This window comes from Agromyces sp. Root1464 (assembly GCF_001427265.1).
In the GTDB taxonomy this organism is placed as follows: Bacteria; Actinomycetota; Actinomycetes; order Actinomycetales; family Microbacteriaceae; genus Agromyces; species Agromyces fucosus.
Genome location: NZ_LMFU01000002.1, coordinates 1,850,055 through 1,867,594, shown reverse-complemented (window position 1 = coordinate 1,867,594; position 17,540 = coordinate 1,850,055). Strand labels below are relative to the sequence as shown.

The following is a 17,540-nucleotide window of genomic DNA, read 5'->3' as shown; positions in this document are numbered from 1 at the left end:
CACAACACCTGAACGCGTCGATCTCGCACCCTGTTCGGGGCACACGTTGGCCCGGCTCAGTCGAGCGCGCCCGTCGCCGACGTCGCCGCGACGACGATCCGGCCGTGTTCCACGAGGTCCGAGATCGCCTCGATCTCGGGGGAGAGGAAGCGATCGGGCCCCGGCACCCCACCGGTCTCGGCGACGAGCGAGACGACCGCTGCGGTCGCCGCGCCGGGCACGAGCGGTGCCCGCAACGCGAGGCCGCGGGCCGCGGTCATGACCTCGATCGCGAGCACGCGGGAGAGGCCGTCGATCGAACGCCGCAGCTTCCGCGCGGCCGCCCAGCCCATCGAGACGTGGTCCTCCTGCATCGCCGACGACGGGATCGAGTCGACAGATGCCGGCACCGCGAGCCGCTTCAGCTCGGAGACGATGCCTGCGGCGGTGTACTGGGCGATCATGAGGCCCGAGTCCACGCCGACCTCGTGCGCGAGGAAGGGCGGCAGGCCCTGGTTGCGCGCGCGGTCGAGGAACCGGTCGGTGCGGCGCTCGCTCATCGACGCGACATCCGCCACCGCGATCGCGAGGAAGTCGAGCACGTAGGCGACCGGGGCGCCGTGGAAGTTTCCGTTCGACTCGACGCGGCCGTCGAGCGTGAGCACGGGGTTGTCGACGGCGCTCGCGAGTTCGGCGTCGGCGACGGATGCCGCGTGCGCGAGCGTGTCGCGTGCGGCGCCGTGCACCTGGGGGGCGCAGCGGAGCGAGTAGGCGTCCTGCACGCGCGTGCATTCGGGGCCCTTGTGGCTCTCGACGATGGGCGAGCCGGCGAGCAGGCGCCGCAGGTTCGAGGCGGAGATCGCCTGGCCGCGCTGCGGGCGGAGCGCGTGCAGGTCGGCGGCGAAGACGGCGTCGGTGCCCATGAGTCCCTCGACGCTCATCGCCGCGGCGATGTCTGCGGTGGTGAGGAGCATCCGCAGGTCGTCGATCGCGAGGGCGAGCATGCCGAGCATGCCGTCGGTGCCGTTGATGAGGGCGAGGCCCTCCTTCTCGGCGAGGCGGAGCGGCGTGATGCCCGCGGCGGCGAGGGCGCTCGCGGCATCCGTCGCTTCGCCGACCCCGCCGGTCGAGCCCGTCGAGACGCGGACCTCGCCCTCGCCCATCGCGACGAGCGCGCAGTGCGCGAGGGGGGCGAGGTCGCCGGAGCATCCGAGCGATCCGTACTCGCGCACGACCGGCGTGATGCCTGCGTTCAGAATGGCCGCGTAGGTCTCGGCCGTCTCGCGGCGCACGCCCGTGCGGCCGGTCATGAGCGTCGAGAGGCGCAGGAGCATGAGGGCGCGCACGACCTCGCGCTCGACCTCGGCGCCCGAACCCGCGGCGTGCGAGCGCACGAGGCTCGCCTGCAGCTGGGCGCGGCGGTCTTCGGCGATGAAGGTCGTGGCGAGCGCGCCGAAGCCCGTGGAGATGCCGTAGTGCGGCTCGGGGTCGGCCGCGAGTCCCTCGACGATCTCGCGGCTCGCAGCCACGCCGTCGAGCGCTGCGGGGTCGAGCACGACGGATGCCCCGTGGCGGGCCACCGCGACGACGTCGTCGATGCCGAGGGGGCCGGTGCCGACGGTGACGGATGCCGCGGCGCGCGCGGGGGCGGAGTCGTTGCTGCTCATACCTCCGATTCCACACCGCCCCCACGCGCGCGGGAAGCACGTGGACTCCGAACCCGTCCGGTATCCCAGACTCGCGCGGTACGCTCGCCTCACCTCAATTCGCCTCACCTCACCTCACCTCACTTCGCCTCACCTCACACTCCACACCTCACCTCACACTCCACACCTCACCTCACACTCCTCACCCTCACCCTCACCCGACTCGAATCGAGATGGCAGAAGATGTCGGATTCCATCGCCCAGAGCGACAACACGCGTCATCTCGATGCGCTCGACCGCTCGAAGGTGCCCGCGGCCGACCAGACGCTCGCGATCCTCACCCACCTCGCGGCGCAGCGCGGGCCCGTGCCGGCAGCGACGATCGCCGCAGCGCTCGGCATTCCGCGCTCGACGGTCTACCACCTGCTGGCCGTCATGCAGGAGCGCGGTTTCGTCGTGCACCTGCCCGAAGAACGCCGCTACGGGCTCGGGATCGCCGCCTTCGAGCTCTCGAGCGGCTTCTCGCGCCAGCAGCCGCTCGCCCGCCTCGGCAGGCCGCTCGTCGCGGCCCTCGTCGACCGGCTCGGCGAGAGCGGCCACCTCGCGGTGCTCCACGGCCGCGACGTGCTCTACCTCGTCGAGGAGCGCGCCCCGAGACGCCCGTCGCTCGTGACCGACGTCGGGGTGCGGCTGCCCGCGCACCTCACCGCCACCGGCAGGGCGATGCTCGCCGTGCTGCCGCCCGCGCAGCTCCGGGCGCTCTACCCCGACGCAGCCGCATTCGCGGGCCGAGCCGCACTCGACGGCGCCGAGCACGTATGGAGCTACGGGCGCCTGAAGCGCGTGCTCGCCGTCGTGCGCGAGCAGGGCTGGGCCGGTGAAGACGGCGAGGTCACGGGCGGTCTCGCCTCGGTCGGGTCGGTCGTGCTCGACCACGTCGGCTGGCCAGCAGCGGCGATCGCGGTGACGTACCCGGATGCCGCGCCCGAGACGGAGGTCGCCCGGTACGTGTCGGCGGTGCAGGATGCGGCGACCACGCTCGCTCGCCGCATCGGCACCCCGCGCTGAGGCACGGCGCGAGGCGCCGCCCACGCCGCACGCTCGAGGTAGGCGACGCCGAGCGGTCGCGCCCAGCTTCCGTCCAACCGGCGCCGGTAGCGTGAAGCCGCCGCCGAGCACCGATCATCGACCCCGACCGAGAGCCGAGACACGACCTTGCTGACGACTGCCGCCGACCACGGATTCACCGGCCTCACCGGATTCGCCGCCGACGTGCTGAACTCCCTCGGGGACATCGGCGTCGGGGTGCTCGTCTTCCTCGAGGTGCTGATCCCGCCGATCCCGAGCGAGGTCATCCTGCCGTTCGCGGGCTACCTCAGCCAGTCGGGCGACCTCCACCTCGGGATGCTCATCCTCTGGTCGACCCTCGCCTCCGTCGTCGGGGCGCTCGTGCTCTACGGACTCGGCGCAGCCGTCGGCCTGGCCCGCGCCATCCGCTGGATCGCGTGGACGCGCCTCGTCAGCCTCACCGACCTCGAGCGGGGCGCCGAGTGGTTCCACCGGCACGGCCGCTGGTCGGTGCTCGTGGGGCGCATGATCCCCGGAGTCCGCAGCCTGATCTCGCTGCCCGCCGGGGCCGATCGCATGCCGCTCCTCTCCTTCTGCCTCTTCACCGCCCTCGGCTCGGGCCTCTGGAACACGCTGCTCATCGGCGTCGGCGCAGCGCTCGGCACCCAGCACGCACTGCTCGAGGAGTACCTGCAGTACCTCGACTGGGTCGTCTACGGCGCGATCGCGGTCGCCCTCGCGGTGCTCGTCATCCGCCGCATCCTCGAGCACCGGCGCGTGGTCGACGAAGCCTCGGCGTAACGCCGCCGGCTTGGGCGCTCCTGCTCCGGCCCGTCTCAGCGAGCGTCGGGCGCGAGCCAGCGCCGGAGCAGCCGCGTCACGAAGGGCAGCGCCCAGAACGTCATGACGGGCGTCAGCAGCAGGGTCGTGACGAGCACCTTCCACACCACCGCGAGCTCGTTCCAGCCCGGCAGGTACGCCGTCACGAGCAGCGTGAAGACGAGGTTCACCGGGAAGAAGCCGAGCCAGATCGTCACCGCCTGCTTCCACCGGGGCGGCGCAGGGGGCAGCTCGTCGAGCGAAGCGGATGCCGCGGCATCCGCTGCAGGCACCGAACCCGTCGCCGGGTCGTCGAACCAGCCCTCGATGCCCGTGCGGCGCTTGCTGCGCTCGGAGCGCACGAAGCCCTCGCCCATCGAGAGCCACCAGGTGCGCTCGGCCGAGCCCTCCCATGCCTCGAGCGTCGCCTCGTTCGCGAAGCGGTAGAGCATGTGCCACACCTGCGACCCCTCGCCGGCGCGCACCCAGCCGGAGCCGAGGAAGCCCGGGTACTTGGCCGCGAGGTTCACGCCGGTCTGCACCCACGCGGTTGCCTCCGAGATGCGCTCGGGGTCGACCTCGCGCCGGATCGAGACGGTGATCGGTTCGCTGTTCATGGGCCACCCCGGGGCACTCGCGAGCCCCGCGGATCGTGTGCGCGGAACTCTGGATGATCGGCCGTTTCGCTGGTGGCGGGCTGGTCCAGGCCGAATGCGAGTGTAACCGGGCCATGTTTCGAGGTTGCTTCGAGCGTCGCCGCCGGCGGCTGCACCGGCTCGTCAGCCGGTGAGCGGCCGAGGCGCCTCCGGCCACGCGACCGTGAACCGCTCGAAGAGGATCTCGAGGTCGTCGGACCACTCGATCTCGAGGGCCGCGCAGACGCGGTCCCAGTAGCGACGGTGGTTCACGAGCCACGCTTCGAGCGAGCGGTCGTCCTCGGCCTCGTCGAAGGCGAAGGCCTCGTCGGCGTCCGCGATCGTGCCGAGTCGCAGTTCGGTGCTCCGCAGGATGACCCGGGGCGCACCGCTCGCGTCGCAGGCGATCCAGTGGCTGCCGACGCGGGGGAGCGGCACGCCGTCGGCGGCGAACTCCTTCACGAGCGTGGCCGTCGCCCGTTTCCGGCCGGAGACGACGAGGTCGAGCAGCGCATCCGAGAGTTCGGCGTGGTCGCCGAACCGCTCGACGGTGGGCACGTCGTCGAGCCCGACCTGGTCGGGATGAGCCCGCCAGTAGGCGTTCCACATCGTGGAGGCGGCTTCGCGGTCGACCGGCACCATCTCGTTCAACGGCACCTCGCGCTCCCTCGGGCTGCGCTCGTCGATGATCATCCCCGTGCCCCGGTTCAGAGCTGGTCGGCGACCACGGCGGCGGCGGTGAGCCACGCGTCGTGGGTCTCGGCCGAGAGCGCGTCGAAGTCGATCGTGCCGCCGTCGACGAGAGCGGCGTCGTACGGGATCGTCGTGACCGCGGCGGTGAGCGCGCCGAAGTGGTCGGTGAGGCGCTGCTCGAGCTCACGGTCGGGCTTGTCCGAGGGCGAGGTCAGGATCGTGACCGCGCGGTCGACCTTGTCGCCGAAGCCCTTCTGGGCGAGGCCGTCGAGGAGCCAGGCGGCGCTCGCCGCGGTGTCCTCGCGCACGGTCGAGACGATCACGAGCTGGTCGGCCGCTGCGACCGCTGCGACCCAGTTGGAGGCGCGCATGTTGTTGCCGGTGTCGACGATCAGCAGGCGGTAGTACCGCGAGAGCGTGCGGTGCAGCCGGTCGAACGCGGCGTCGTCGATGGTGGATGTCGCGGCGGCATCCTCATCGGAGGCGAGCACGTCGAAGCGCGCGTCGACCTGCGTGCGCACGTAGTCGTCGAGCTGGCTGAGGCTCGCGACGCTCGGGTTCTCGAACCGCTCGAGGTCGTTCAGGAGGTCGACGGCGGTGCGGTGGTGCGGGGTGTGCTGCGCGCGCCAGCCGAGGGTGCCCCGGGTCTCGTTGTTGTCCCACGCGAGGGTCGAGCCGCCGCGGAGCCGACCGAACGTCGCGGCGAGCAGCAGCGTGCTCGTCGTCTTGTGCGCGCCGCCCTTGGGGTTCAGCACCACGATCGTGCGCGGGCCGTCGAGACGCTTCTGCACGCGGTTCGTCTGGTCGTGACGGGTCTGCTCGCTCGCGCTCGGTTTCGGCGAGATGAGGCCGCCGCTCATGCGGCGCACCCTGCCCTGCCAACCCGTGGTCGCCTTCAGCGGGCGCTGCCGGGGCCGGCTCGAGAGCAGGTCCTCGACGGTCGGGCGGTGCGGCCTGGGTTCGGCGGGTGGTGTCGCCGGGACGGCCGGGGCGGCCGCGACCGGCGGAGGTGCCACCTCGGAGGCCGGGACGATCGGCGGGGCTGGCACCGGCTGCGCGGCGATCGGCTGAGCAGCGACCGGCTGGGCGACCTGCTGAGCGACGGGCTGGGCGGGCACCGGCCGGGCGACCGGGGCGGCCGACACCGTCGGGATCGGTGCGGTCGAGGTCGGGCGCGGCTCGAAGCTGTCGGTCACGAGACCGGTCGGCGCCTCGGTGACCCGGCCGTCGGGTTCGACGGTCAGGGTCCAGTGGGAGGAGTCGTCGATGAGCGCGGCGGTGGCCGGTACGCCGAGGCGCTGCGCTCGCTCCTGCACGAACGCCACGACGCGGTCGCGCAGCGCGTCGCCGTCGGCCGCCTGGATGCCGAGCACCGCCCCGTCGGCGTGCACGTCGGCCTCGGTGGCCGAGGTCAGGAAGACCGTGACGCCGTCGTGCGTGTTGATCGATGTGGACAACTGATTCCCCCAAAAAAGCCGTGCGTCGGTCGTGGGAGAGCGGGCCGGGTGCACCGGCTGCAACCGCCGGGATGCAGCTTTCCGGACGCGAGCGCTCCGCGTCGCCGGCCGTTCCCCCGCGGATCAGTCTATGGTCCCGTCCGTCGACGGAACCTGGACCAATCCGCTCGCCGAGGCGTTCCGAATCCCCTTTCAGCACGGCAGATGCCGCGCCCCTGAGAAGGAGGAACCTCATGCGAAACTCCCCGAACCGCATCGTCGCGACCGTCTTCGGTGCGGTCTACGTGCTCGTCGGACTGCTCGGATTCGCCGTCACCGGCGGGGTCGGGTTCTTCGCGACCGAAGGAGGGTTGCTCCTCGGCGTCTTCGCGGTCAACCCGTTCCACAACGTGGCCCACCTGCTGATCGGTGCCGCGCTGCTCATCGGCGGCATCGTCTCGGCGACCGCGGCGAAGGCCGTCAACGCGACGGTCGGCGCCGCCTACCTGCTGCTCGGCATCGTGGGGTTCTTCCTCGCGGGCACGGCGGCGAACATCCTCGCGCTGAACACGGCCGACCACTTCCTGCACCTCGCGAGCGCGATCGTGCTGCTGGGGGTCGCGCTCGGGTTCGAGCGCTCCGGACGCGTGGCGACGGCGTAGGGGCCGGCCATGCATGCACTGGCGGCGGCGCTGCGCAGCTGGCCGATGCTCGCCGCCCTCGGCGCCGGGCTCGTGCTGCTCGCGCTCGCCGCCGGTGCCGGGGGAGCGATGCTGCCCGCCCTCGCCTCGGCCGGCGTCGCCGCGCTCGGCTGGGGCGGGCTGGCGCTCCGGGCGGGGCGCGTGATCGCCCCGTCGACGACGCTCGTCGTGACCGCCGTCGCCCTCGTGGGGATGGCGGCGGCGGTCTCGACGGGTGCCGCCGCGATGACGGATGTCGCGCCGGGCCCGCTCGCCGCGGCATCCGCGTTCATCGTCGTCGTGGCGCTCTCCGCGGGCCTCGAGCTGCGGGCCCGCGCCCGCCTCGCCCGTGCGGGAGCGCATCCCGGCGGTACTCGTGATGCCGCGGCATCCGACACCGCTCGTCTCCTCGGCCTGGTCGCCGGTGCCGCGCTCGTCGCGGCCCTCGCGACCCCGGCGCTCGCGGCGACGGAGGCCGGCGAGTCGGCCGTGCCGCACGGCACGCACGAACTCGACGGCGACGCACCTGCGCCCGTCGCTCCCGGTGATCACGAGCACTGACGGCGTCGACCCGGACAGGTCTCGGCGCGACCATTGCACGCGGGGGATGCACGGCCTACCCTGAGAGCGTCCGTTGCTCCATCTCGATGTCGAGCACGATGAGGGGGTCATGCTTGCGCACCCCAGGAGGTCGCGCCATGACCGGTCCGCACCACATCGCGCTCGTCGCGCACGACAACAAGAAGACGGCCCTGCTCGAATGGGCCGATTTCAACCGAGGTTCCCTGGCACGCCACCACCTCTACGCCACCGGCACGACCGGCGGGATGCTCTCGGGTTCGCTCGGGCTCCCCGTCACGCGCTTCCTCTCGGGTCCGCACGGCGGCGATCAGCAGATCGGGGCGAAGATCGCCGAGGGCCACCTCGACGTGCTCGTCTTCTTCTGGGACCCGCTGTCGGCTCAGCCGCACGACCCCGACGTGAAGGCGCTGCTTCGCATCGCGACGGTCTGGAACGTGCCGACGGCGCTCAACACCGCGAGCGCCGACATGCTCATCTCGTCGCCGTTGCTGACCAACGGGTACGCGCACCGGCGACCGCAGCTGACGAGGAGTGCCGAGCGGGCCGAGCTCCCGTCGGACTAACAGGGGGCCTCACCGCGACCGCGCGTCGCACGGGTCAGTCGCGCGGTGCGGCGCCGTCGGTCGGGATGAGCGCCGTCGCGAGCGTGACGGCACGGCGGCCGTCGCCCTCACGCTCGGTGGTCAGGTAGGGCGCGAGCAGCTCGCCGAGCCCCGCCTGGATGACGGCGAGGTCGGCCGTCGTCACGTGCAGGGTCGTCTCGCCGAATCCGAGGAAGTCGCGGAACCGCGGATCCTCGGCCGCGCTGGCCCGGTCGAAGCTCTCGCCGAGGTGGGCGAGGAAGGTCAGGAACGCCTGCTGCAGCTCGCGCGATCCCATCTCGAGCAGTTCGTCGTGATCGACGTGCGCCATGCGCTCGCCGAGAGCGAAGGTGCGCTCGACCGCGCCGCGAACGCGTCGCTCCTCGACGACGGTCAGCACGTCGGCGTCGACGAGTGCGGCGATGTGCCGGTAGAGGGTCGCCTGAGCGACATCGGGCAGGGCGCTGCGCAGGCTCGCCGTGGTGACCTCGCGCGTGCCCACCTGCTGGATGATGCGGAGCCGCACGGGGTGCATGACGACGTCGGCGATGGGCGACGGGTTGCGCATCGGGCCTCCGGATGATTATTCTCACGGTGAGAACATTCTCATTGCTCTCGAACGAGTATGCCACCGAAGGGATCCGCTCCATGATCACCGCCCAGATCGAAGTCTCCGGACTCGCGAAGCGCATCGGCGACGTCGAGGCGGTGCGCGACGTCACGTTCGTCGCGGCGCCCGGCCGCGTCACCGGCTTCCTCGGCCCGAACGGCGCGGGCAAGTCGACGACGCTTCGCATCCTGCTCGGACTCGCGCGTCCCGATTCGGGCACCGCGCTCATCGGCGGCCGTCGGTACGCCGAGCTCCCTGACCCGACGGGCACCGTCGGGGCCGTGCTCGACCTCGCCGGCGCGCATCCGGCGATGACCGCCCGCGGCCACCTGCGCGCCTACTGCGCACTCGGCGGGCATGATGCCGGACGCGTCGAAGCGGTGGCCGAGCTCACCGGCATGTCGGAGTACCTCGACCGCCGTGTCGGCGGCTTCTCGACGGGCATGCGGCAGCGGCTCTCCCTTGCGACGGCGCTGCTCGGCGACCCCGCGGCGCTCGTGCTCGACGAGCCGTCGAACGGACTCGATCCGGCGGGCATCGTCTGGCTGCGCACCTTCCTCCGGGAGTTCGCGGCGAAGGGCGGCACCGTGCTGATCTCGAGCCACGTGCTCACCGAGCTGCAGCACGGCATCGACGACCTCGTGCTGATCGATCGCGGTCGCACGACCTGGTCGGGGCCGCTCGACGCGTTCACCGCGCGCGGCACGAGCCTCGAGGAGGCGTTCCTCGAGCTCACCTCGGGAGTCGAGTCGTCGCCAGTCCCGACCGCCACCGCCACCACCAACGCCACCGAAGGGATCCGCGCATGACCCGCCTGCTCCGCGGAGAGCTCGCGAAGCTCTTCGCGACCCGTCTTCCCCTCTGGTCCCTCGTGACCGCCGCGCTCTGCGGGGGCGGCCTGACCGGGCTCCTCTCGCTCATCGGCCCCGAGAATGCGACGCCGCCGCTTCCCGGGCTGGGCACCGCCGAGGGCGTCGGCATCGTCGTCGGCATGAGCGGGCTCCTGCTCTTCGTGCCCGCACTCATCGGCACGATCGCCGTCACCGGCGAGTACCGGCACCGCACGATCGGCACGACGTTCCTCGCTGCGCCGCGCCGCGGGCGGGTGCTCGCCGCGAAGCTCATCGTGTTCGGGGGTCTCGGCGTCGCGTACGGCGTGGTGTCCTCCCTCTTCGCCGGCCTGGCCGTCGCGGCGGGGGCTGCGATGCAGGGGGTCGAACTCGGGGTGCCGCTCGCCGACCTCGTCGCGCTGCTCGCGCGGATCGCCCTCGCGGCGGCCGTGTACACGGTGCTCGGCGTTGCGATCGGCGCGCTCGCCCGCCACCAGCTGCTCGCGGTCGGCATCGTGCTCGGGTACTTCTACTTCCTCGAGCACGTGCTCATGATCATCCCCGGGGTCAACGTGATCCACCCGTTCCTCCCCGGCGGCGCGACCGCGGCCCTCACCGACTTCACCTTCCTCGGTGACGCGATCGCCGAGCAGCTGCCCATGTCGGCCGCGTCGACGACGTCGCCGCTCGTCGGAGCCCTCGTGCTGCTCGGCTACGCGGTCGTGGCGGCCTGGCTCGCCATCGCGATCCCGTTGCGCCGCGACCTGCGCTGAACCCGCAGCGCCGTGGTCGCCCTCGCGAGCACCGGGCCGATGTTCCCGCTGCCGTGCAGGGCGACCGTCAGCAGCGCGAGCGCGATGACGGCCTGCATCGGCCCGAACCCGCTGACGAGCACGACGGCGACGCCCGCCACGCCGCAGGCGGCATCGAGTGCAGCCGCACGACGACTCGTCGCGGCGGGTCGGGGCGCTGCGTTCCGCGCTCGCTCGAACCGGGCGAACACGAGCGTGACGCACGCGACGGCGACCGCCGCCGCGCTCAGCCAGAGCGGACGCGTCGCCCACCATTCGACGCTCATCGGTTCGGGCAGCGGAAGCCCGAACGCGGCGTTCGCGACGAGCAGCGCACCCGCGAGTCCCACGAGCACCGGCATGTGCCACAGGTAGACGGTCATCGCGCGCTCGCCGACGGCCGAGATCGGCCGCGAGGCATCCGCTCGGTCGACCCAGGCCCTGATGCGCGGGCGCGCCAGCTGGAAGAGGGCGAGCTGTGCGACGCCGAGCACGACGAGGCACACGGTCGGCGGGTTGAGGTTCTCGTACATGTCGGCCGAGTACGGCGTCGTGGCAGTGAGCACGACGAGCACGGCGAGCGCGCCGGCGGCGATCGACCACAGCGCCGCGGGGGAGAGACGGCTGAGCGCCCCGTCGGCGAGGTGGAATCCGAGCTGCTGCACGAGCAGCCACACGAGCAAGAGGTTCAGGAAGCCGATGCCGTCGAGCCCGGTCGAGAAGCGCAGCACGTCGACCGCGACGACGCCCGCGAGCAGCGCGACCGGCGTCAGCACCCGCGCGCGCTCGTGGGCGCGCACCATGAGCGGCACGAGCGCCGACGTCGCGAGGTACACGCCGAGGAACCACAGCGGCTGCCCGATGCGGAAGCCCGCCGTCGCGACCATCTCGGGCGGCAGCCCGGCGAGCGAGAATGCCACGAGGGCAGCGGCGACCACGGCGACGAGCACGACGGCCGGCCGCACGAGTCGCTCGACCCGCGCTCGCACGTAGTCCGCCCCGCTCGCCCCGCGGCTCCGCATCGAACGCCAGTGGTGGAAGCTCGAGAACCCGCCCGCGATGAAGAACAAGGGCATGATCTGCACGACCCAGCTCACGGCGGCGAACCACGGCCGGCCCTCGAGGGCGTTCTCGAGCACTGGCCCGTCTGGCCCGAGGCTCACGCCGACCATCATCGCGTGCAGCGCGAACACCACGACGAGCAGCGCGACCCGGATCGCGTCGACGCTCGAGTCGCGGGTGACCGGCGTCGAACGAGCGGATGTCTCGGCGCGCGTCGCCGGATGGACGCGACCGGCCCCGGTCGAGTACGCCTGTACGTCGGTCATTGCCGCCTCCGTCCGGGCGGCTCCTCCGCCCTCGAAGGCAGGTTAGGAAGGCGGCGTCGCCGTGTTCATCACCCGCAGGAGCGGTTCCGACCGGTACCGGCGTACGGTCAGGAGCCCGGTTGCACGAGACCGGTGTCGTACGCCAGTACCACGGCGTGCACGCGATCGCGGAGGCCGAGCTTCGAGAGGATCTTCGACACGTGGGTCTTCACCGTCTGCTCGGCGATGAAGAGGGCCGCGGCGATCTCGGTGTTCGAGAACCCCCGGCCGACGAGCGTCAGCACCTCGCGCTCGCGCTCGGTGAGCTCGGAGAGGCGGGTGGCGTCGATGCGGGGCGGCGGCGCCGACCGGGCGAAGTCCTCGATGAGGCGGCGCGTCACGCTCGGCGCGAGCAGCGCGTCGCCCCCGGCGACGATGCGCACCGCGGCGACGAGCTCCTCGGGCGTCGCGTCCTTCAGGAGGAATCCGCTCGCCCCGGCTCGCAGCGCCTCGTAGACGTAGTCGTCGATGTCGAACGTCGTCAGCATGAGCACGCGGGGCACGTAGTCGCTCGACCGCGGCGGGGTCTGCAGGTCGCGGGTCGCCTCGAGGCCGTTGCGGCCGGGCATGCGCACGTCCATCACGACGACGTCGGGTCGCAGCTCGTGCGCCATCGCCACGGCCTGGTCGCCGTCGGCCGCCTGCCCGACGACCTCGATGCCGTCCTGGGCGGCCAGCACCGCCGCGAAACCGGCTCGCACCATCGCCTGGTCGTCGGCGATGAGCACCGAGATCGTCACACCGCGCCTCCGTCCGACCCGAGCGGAAGGGTCGCGAGAACACGGTAGCCGCCGTCCGGCCGTTCGCCGAACTCGGCGCGCCCGCCGAGCAGTGCCGCGCGCTCGCCGATCCCGACGAGACCGTGGCCGCCGCCCTTCGCGTCGGTGGCCGGGTCAGCCGTCGCCGCCTCGTTCTCGATGCACACGACGAGGTCGTCGGCGAGCACCTCGACCGAGACGAAGGTGGTCGCGCCGGGCGCGTGGCGCACGACGTTGCTGAGCGCCTCCTGCACGATGCGGTAGGCCGCGGTCGCGGCGAGTCCGCCGTCGTGCAGGGAGGCGTCGACCGTCAGCGTCACCGGCACGCCGGCGCGTTCGACGGATGCCGCGAGCTCCGGCAGTTGGGCGAGCCCGGGCTGCGGGGCGGTCTCCGCCGCGGTGTCGGCGCTGCGGAGCACTCCGAGCAGCTGTCGCATCTCGGTCATCGCCGAGCGGGCGGAGGCCGCGATCTCGGAGAACTCGGTCTTGGCGGCGTCGCTCAGCCCCTCGACCCGGTACGGCGCACTCGTCGCCTGCACGTGGATGATCGAGAGTCCGTGCGCGACGACGTCGTGCAGTTCGCGGGCGATGCGGTTGCGCTCCTCGACGAGCACGCGGCGCTGCTGCTCGGAGGCGGAATGCGCGCGTTCACGGAAGAGCTCGACGCCGATCACGCGGCGCTGGGCGAGCAGCACCGCGATCGCGCAGGCGAGTGCCGTGACGGCGGCGCCCGTGATCATGCTGGCCGCAGCCCCGGTGTCGACGAAGGCGAACGGCAGCGTCACGACGACCCCCATCGCCCACGCGATGAGGCCGAGGCGCCACTCCCACATGAGGCCGAGCACGATGAGCAGCACGCCCTGGCTCACGATCGAGGTGACCGGCCACGGCCACGGCCACCCCTCGGAGTTCATGGTGAGCAGCGCGAAGGCGAGCAGGCCCGCAGCGGAGACGCTCGCGGCGACCCACGGCCACCGCACCGCGAGCGGCAGGGCGATCGCGAGCGCGAGGCACGTGCCGAACGCGGCGAGCAGGTTGATGTCGTAGATGGTCGCGGCGAGCGGCACCGAGACGGCGAAGAGGATGATGGCGAGGAGCGAGGTCGACACGAGCATCCAGGCCCTGAACTGCCGTTCGTCGGCCGTGATGCGCGCGAGGCGCGCGGGCGCGGCGGGGATCGACGGCACGGGCGGAAGCGGCGCCGCAGGCGGGCGCGGCGGGGGCGGGGCCTGCTGCGCGGGACGGGCCTGCGCCGCGGCATCCGCCGGGCTCTGCTCAGGGTGATGGGTCTGCGCCATGATGCCAGTAGCCAATCACGCCGTGTGCTGCGCTGCATCCCTCCCGAGGACGATTCGGGGGCCGTACGCGGGTACTGTGCCGCTCAGCCGTGCGGGCGGAGCCCGGCGGGCGGGGTCACGCCGTCGACCGGGGTGTCGGGGCGCATGCCGGCGGAGGCGTGCACGTCGCGCAGGCGCTGGGTGCGGTTGACCGTGATCACGCGGTCGTCGCGCAGCGGAAGACGCACCTGCTCCTCGGCGGGAATGCCGGCGCGCAGCTGGCGAGCCCGTTCGACCTCGGTGTCGAGCACGGCGCCGAAGAGCATCGCGAGGTTCGACAACCACACCCACAGCATGAAGGCGACGACCCCGCCGAGCACGCCGTACACGCGCTCGTAGTTGCCGACGCCGAAGACGTAGAGGGCGAACAGCGCGGTCGTCGCGATCCAGGCGAGCAGCGCGGCCACCGCGCCGATGCTGAACCAGCGCAGGTGCCGACGCCGCACGTTCGGCGCGGCCCAGTAGAGCACGGCCAGCACGAGCACGCCGATGGCCGCGAGCACGGGCACCTTGGCGAGGTCCCACCAGAAGACGACGCCCTCGTCGAGGCCGAGCACGCGGGCTGCGGCCTCGGCCACGGGCCCGGTCATGACGAGCCCGGCGGCGGCGATGGCCCCGAGCACGACGAGCACCGCGGACACGGCGAGCATCGCGGGCCGCATCTCCCAGAAGGGGCGCCCCTCCTCGACCCGGTAGATGCGGTTCATGCCGCGGCCGAAGGTGCCGACGAAGCCCGAGGCAGCCCAGAGGGTGGCGACCAGGCCGCTCACGAAGGCGAGCCCCGCGTGCGACGCGTTCAGCAGTTGGTCGAGCGGCTCGCGCAGGACCTCGACGACGGATGCCCCGCCGAGCTCCTCCAGCACCCGCAGCGCATCGGCCACGACCGCCTCGGCGCTGCCGAAGATGCCGAGCAGCGCGAGCACGGCGAGCAGCGCGGGGAAGATCGTGAGCAGCACGTAGAACGTCAGCGCCGCCGCGATGTCGTGCACCTGGTTGATGCGGTACTCGTGCACCGTGCGGGTGCCGATGATGCGCCAGTCGGCGCGCGACAGTTGCGCCGGCGAGTCGTCGACGGCCGACCCGGAAGGGTCGCGGCCGGCTGGATCGTGGTCGGATGGATCGTGGTCGGATGGATCGTGTTCGGGCATGATGCCTCCCGTGCAGACGCACCGAGCCTACGGGGGACGGCGACGCCGGCACAGGGGGTTGCCGAACGAGAGCGGTCGCGTCACGCCCGGACGAGCTCCGGGTGGCCGTCAGTCGAGGTGCGCGTGGAGGAACGCGGCGACGCGCGCGCGCATCGCTTCATCGAGGATGCCGATGGAATGGTCGGAGCCCGGCACGACCGCGAGCTCGGCCGAGACGCCTACCGCGGTGAGGGCGGCGGCGAGCCGCTCCGACTGCCCGAGCGGCACGACCTCCGCCTCGGCGTGCCCGATGAAGAAGGGCGGGTCGCTCGGGTCGGCGAAGCTCGCGGCCGAGGCATCCGCCGCCTGAGGGCACTCCTCGTCGCTCGCGCCCGTCTCGCAGTCGAGGTACTCGCCCACGATGCGCTGCAGCCAGTCGGATGCCCCGTCGGACACGAGGTCCGCAGCCCCGAGGCCGACGGGGCCCGAGAGCTCGGCGACCGCCGCGACCCGGGATCCCTGGTCGAGCGGCCCTTCGCCGGTGGTGCCGAGCAGTGCGGCGAGGCTGCCGCCCGCCGAACCGCCGAAGGCGCCGATGCGAGCGGGGTCGATGCCGAAGCGCCCGGACTGCTCGGGGTCGCGGAGCCATTCCACCGCGAGCGCGACGTCGTCGATGGCGGCGGGGAAGACGGCGTCGGGCACGAGCCGGTAATTGACGGATGCCGCGACGAACCCCTCGCTCGCGAGCCAGAGGCAGACGCCCCGCCAGTCGGCGTTGCCCTTGTCGCCGCGCGCCCAGCTGCCGCCGTGGACCGAGACCACCGCGGGCAGCGGCTCGTCGGTGAGCACCGCACCGGCGGGCGTGCACACGTCGAGCGTGAGCAGCGTGCCGTCTTCACGTACCCCGTACTCGACGTCGGACTCGACCGCGATGTCGGCCGGCGCCGTGAAGGTGCGGATGCCGATGAGCTCAGCGGTCGCGACCTCGCTCGCCGCGTCGGCGCCCTTCGGGTCGATCTCGCGAAGGGGCACGTGGAAGCCCGAGAGCGCGCTCACGCTCGCGATGGCGGCTGCAGCGGCCGCGACGGCCCACACCACTCGCCGGGCGCGAGTGCCGGAGCCGCCTGTGCGTCGGGTCGAGGTCACACCGGGCTCCGTGTTCAGGGGTGGAGTGATGCTACCTCACGTTCTGCGCCGGTGGAAACGCTTGCTGCTCGGCGGCGAGGGGCTTCGCGAAGCACACCGAGTGCGCCTCGCCGACGTACTGGCCGAACTGCGGGATCTCGCGATAGCCGTGGCGCGTGTAGAGCGCCTGCGCGGCGTCGTGCAGGTCACCGGTCTCGAGCACGATCTCGATGAGCCCGCGCGCCGAGGCATCCGCTTCGATGCGTTCCAGGAGGGCGGCCGCCACGCCGCGACCGCGCGCGTCGGGGTCGACGAACATGCGCTTCAGCTCGCCGCGCGCGGCCGACGCGTCGGCGACGAGTGCGGCGATGCCGACCGCGCGCCCGCCGTCGCGCGCGACGTAGAAGGAGACCTCGGGGCGTTCGAGGGTTGCGATGTCGAGCAGGAAGTTGCTCTCGGGCGGGTACAGGCTCTCGGCGAAGGCGGTGCTGCCGTCGAGGAGGCGTTCGACCTCGGACTGGCGGGGCGGTTCGATGCTGACGGTCACTGGAGCGGGGTGCTGCGGCATCCGGCGAGCATACGTCGCGGGTGTTTCGCCGCGATTTCGGAGTCGGCGGGAGTTCCGCGTGCCGCAACCGATCGCGGAGCGGCCTCGCTACGATGAGCGCGACGCGGCTCCGAACCGTGCCGTCACGGGTCGACCGGAGCGCGAGACGTGAGGGGTGCACGCCATGACCGACGATCGGAACCCGCAGAACGCGCCATCCGAACCGACGACAGCGGCGCCCGCCGCCGCGGCGCCCGCGAGCCCCGCGGGAGTCAGCCGTGCGATGCTGCTCTGGGTGGGCGCAGCGGTCGTGATCCTCTGCTTCGTGGCCGCATTCCTCGGGGCCACGCTGGCGCGCTCGGGTGACGCCGCCGAGGCGGTCGCCACTCCCACGCCGACCGTCGAGGAGGTCGACGAGGCCGCCTACGAGGAGGCGCTCGCCGAGATCCTCCCCGCCGGGTCTGCGGTTCGCGCCGGTTCGGGAGTGCCGGAGTCCGGCAAGGGCTACGACGGCGACGTCTACATCGACATCGCCACGTCGGACGTGTACCTCTTCTCCGACGGCGAATGGGCGCTCGTCGGCAACATCCGCGTCTCGGCTGCGGAGAACCTCACCGGCGCGACCGGCGCAACCGGTGCGACGGGTGCGACGGGCGACACGGGTGCGAAGGGCAAGCCGGGCGAGACCGGGGCCCCCGGAGCACCGGGCACGCAGGTCGTGCTCGGCGTCGGTGAACCCGCCCCTGGCACCTGCACGACGGACGGCGACGTGTTCATCGACACCGAGACCGTGACCTTCTACGAGTGCACTGGCGGCACGTGGGTGCCATCGGCGACGGCCCCTCCCGAGCCGACACCGGCGCCCGAGGGGTGACGTCAGCCGCGGCATCCGCTCGGCAGGCACGTGAGCGGATGCCGCGTGCGGGACT

19 protein-coding genes are annotated in these 17,540 nt (G+C 72.5%); 8 read left to right on the top strand and 11 right to left on the bottom strand.

Features of this window, described 5'->3' with window-relative positions; genetic code table 11:
- Positions 1–56 precede the first annotated feature (56 nt).
- The gene (gene hutH / locus ASD23_RS14205; RefSeq protein ID WP_056011864.1) at positions 57–1,646 is read right to left on the bottom strand and encodes a histidine ammonia-lyase; all 1,590 of its coding nucleotides are present in this window, start codon (positions 1,644–1,646) and stop codon (positions 57–59) included.
- 222 nt (positions 1,647–1,868) lie between these two features.
- Here hutH and ASD23_RS14200 point away from each other — a divergent pair, with 222 nt between their 5' ends.
- Together ASD23_RS14200 and ASD23_RS14195 are read left to right on the top strand one after the other, a co-directional pair.
- Complete coding sequence (locus tag ASD23_RS14200; protein WP_056011861.1) at positions 1,869–2,693, top strand: IclR family transcriptional regulator; 825 nt, start codon at positions 1,869–1,871, stop codon at positions 2,691–2,693.
- Between the two features lie 147 nt (positions 2,694–2,840).
- A complete protein-coding gene (locus ASD23_RS14195; RefSeq protein ID WP_056011858.1) occupies positions 2,841–3,494 on the top strand; it encodes a DedA family protein in 654 nt (217 codons plus the stop codon).
- A 35-nt stretch (positions 3,495–3,529) separates the two neighbouring features.
- On the opposite strand, the gene ASD23_RS14190 is transcribed toward ASD23_RS14195, so the two are convergent.
- The 3 genes from ASD23_RS14190 to ASD23_RS14180 form a co-directional block, all read right to left on the bottom strand.
- Positions 3,530–4,129 carry an antibiotic biosynthesis monooxygenase gene (locus tag ASD23_RS14190; RefSeq protein ID WP_056011855.1) on the bottom strand — a complete coding sequence of 200 codons (600 nt, stop codon included), beginning with the start codon at positions 4,127–4,129 and terminating at the stop codon, positions 3,530–3,532.
- A 162-nt stretch (positions 4,130–4,291) separates the two neighbouring features.
- Entirely contained in the window at positions 4,292–4,840 is a 549-nt protein-coding gene (locus tag ASD23_RS14185) for an ASCH domain-containing protein (protein WP_235507743.1), read from the bottom strand.
- A 14-nt stretch (positions 4,841–4,854) separates the two neighbouring features.
- Positions 4,855–6,297, bottom strand: coding sequence for a MinD/ParA family ATP-binding protein (locus tag ASD23_RS14180; protein ID WP_235507742.1), 1,443 nt, complete (start codon positions 6,295–6,297; stop codon positions 4,855–4,857).
- A 233-nt stretch (positions 6,298–6,530) separates the two neighbouring features.
- Between ASD23_RS14180 and ASD23_RS14175 the strand changes: the two genes are divergently transcribed.
- The 3 genes from ASD23_RS14175 (at position 6,531) to ASD23_RS14165 (ending at position 8,101) form a co-directional block, all read left to right on the top strand.
- On the top strand, positions 6,531–6,938 hold the full coding sequence (locus ASD23_RS14175) for a DUF4383 domain-containing protein (RefSeq protein WP_056011852.1): 408 nt from the start codon (positions 6,531–6,533) through the stop codon (positions 6,936–6,938).
- A 9-nt stretch (positions 6,939–6,947) separates the two neighbouring features.
- Complete coding sequence (locus ASD23_RS14170) at positions 6,948–7,517, top strand: hypothetical protein (protein WP_056011849.1); 570 nt, start codon at positions 6,948–6,950, stop codon at positions 7,515–7,517.
- Positions 7,518–7,654: 137 nt separating this feature from the next.
- On the top strand, positions 7,655–8,101 hold the full coding sequence (locus tag ASD23_RS14165) for a methylglyoxal synthase (RefSeq protein ID WP_056011846.1): 447 nt from the start codon (positions 7,655–7,657) through the stop codon (positions 8,099–8,101).
- 34 nt (positions 8,102–8,135) lie between these two features.
- Here ASD23_RS14165 and ASD23_RS14160 read toward each other — a convergent pair whose 3' ends face one another.
- On the bottom strand, positions 8,136–8,687 hold the full coding sequence (locus ASD23_RS14160; RefSeq protein WP_056011843.1) for a helix-turn-helix domain-containing protein: 552 nt from the start codon (positions 8,685–8,687) through the stop codon (positions 8,136–8,138).
- 80 nt (positions 8,688–8,767) lie between these two features.
- Between ASD23_RS14160 and ASD23_RS14155 the strand changes: the two genes are divergently transcribed.
- Together ASD23_RS14155 and ASD23_RS14150 are read left to right on the top strand one after the other, a co-directional pair.
- The gene (locus tag ASD23_RS14155) at positions 8,768–9,538 is read left to right on the top strand and encodes an ABC transporter ATP-binding protein (protein ID WP_056011840.1); all 771 of its coding nucleotides are present in this window, start codon (positions 8,768–8,770) and stop codon (positions 9,536–9,538) included.
- Entirely contained in the window at positions 9,535–10,332 is a 798-nt protein-coding gene (locus ASD23_RS14150) for an ABC transporter permease (protein WP_056011837.1), read from the top strand. The genes ASD23_RS14155 and ASD23_RS14150 overlap by 4 nt, the downstream gene beginning before the upstream one ends.
- Here the strand turns inward: ASD23_RS14150 and ASD23_RS14145 are convergent.
- The 6 genes from ASD23_RS14145 to ASD23_RS14120 form a co-directional block, all read right to left on the bottom strand.
- The gene (locus ASD23_RS14145; protein WP_056011834.1) at positions 10,272–11,678 is read right to left on the bottom strand and encodes an acyltransferase family protein; all 1,407 of its coding nucleotides are present in this window, start codon (positions 11,676–11,678) and stop codon (positions 10,272–10,274) included. The two genes, ASD23_RS14150 and ASD23_RS14145, sit on opposite strands and share 61 nt — an antisense overlap.
- 107 nt (positions 11,679–11,785) lie before the next feature.
- Positions 11,786–12,457 (bottom strand): response regulator, encoded by a 672-nt coding sequence (locus tag ASD23_RS14140; RefSeq protein ID WP_056011831.1) that lies wholly within the window; start codon positions 12,455–12,457, stop codon positions 11,786–11,788.
- A complete protein-coding gene (locus ASD23_RS14135; RefSeq protein WP_157377102.1) occupies positions 12,454–13,773 on the bottom strand; it encodes a sensor histidine kinase in 1,320 nt (439 codons plus the stop codon). Before ASD23_RS14135 ends, ASD23_RS14140 begins: the two co-directional genes overlap by 4 nt.
- Before the next feature lie 83 nt (positions 13,774–13,856).
- Entirely contained in the window at positions 13,857–14,960 is a 1,104-nt protein-coding gene (locus ASD23_RS14130; protein WP_056011825.1) for a YihY/virulence factor BrkB family protein, read from the bottom strand.
- Positions 14,961–15,068: 108 nt separating this feature from the next.
- The gene (locus ASD23_RS14125) at positions 15,069–16,085 is read right to left on the bottom strand and encodes an alpha/beta hydrolase (RefSeq protein WP_162248754.1); all 1,017 of its coding nucleotides are present in this window, start codon (positions 16,083–16,085) and stop codon (positions 15,069–15,071) included.
- A 31-nt stretch (positions 16,086–16,116) separates the two neighbouring features.
- On the bottom strand, positions 16,117–16,632 hold the full coding sequence (locus ASD23_RS14120) for a GNAT family N-acetyltransferase (protein WP_056011817.1): 516 nt from the start codon (positions 16,630–16,632) through the stop codon (positions 16,117–16,119).
- A gap of 163 nt (positions 16,633–16,795) precedes the next feature.
- Between ASD23_RS14120 and ASD23_RS14115 the strand changes: the two genes are divergently transcribed.
- Complete coding sequence (locus tag ASD23_RS14115) at positions 16,796–17,485, top strand: hypothetical protein (RefSeq protein WP_056011814.1); 690 nt, start codon at positions 16,796–16,798, stop codon at positions 17,483–17,485.
- Positions 17,486–17,540: the final 55 nt, after the last annotated feature.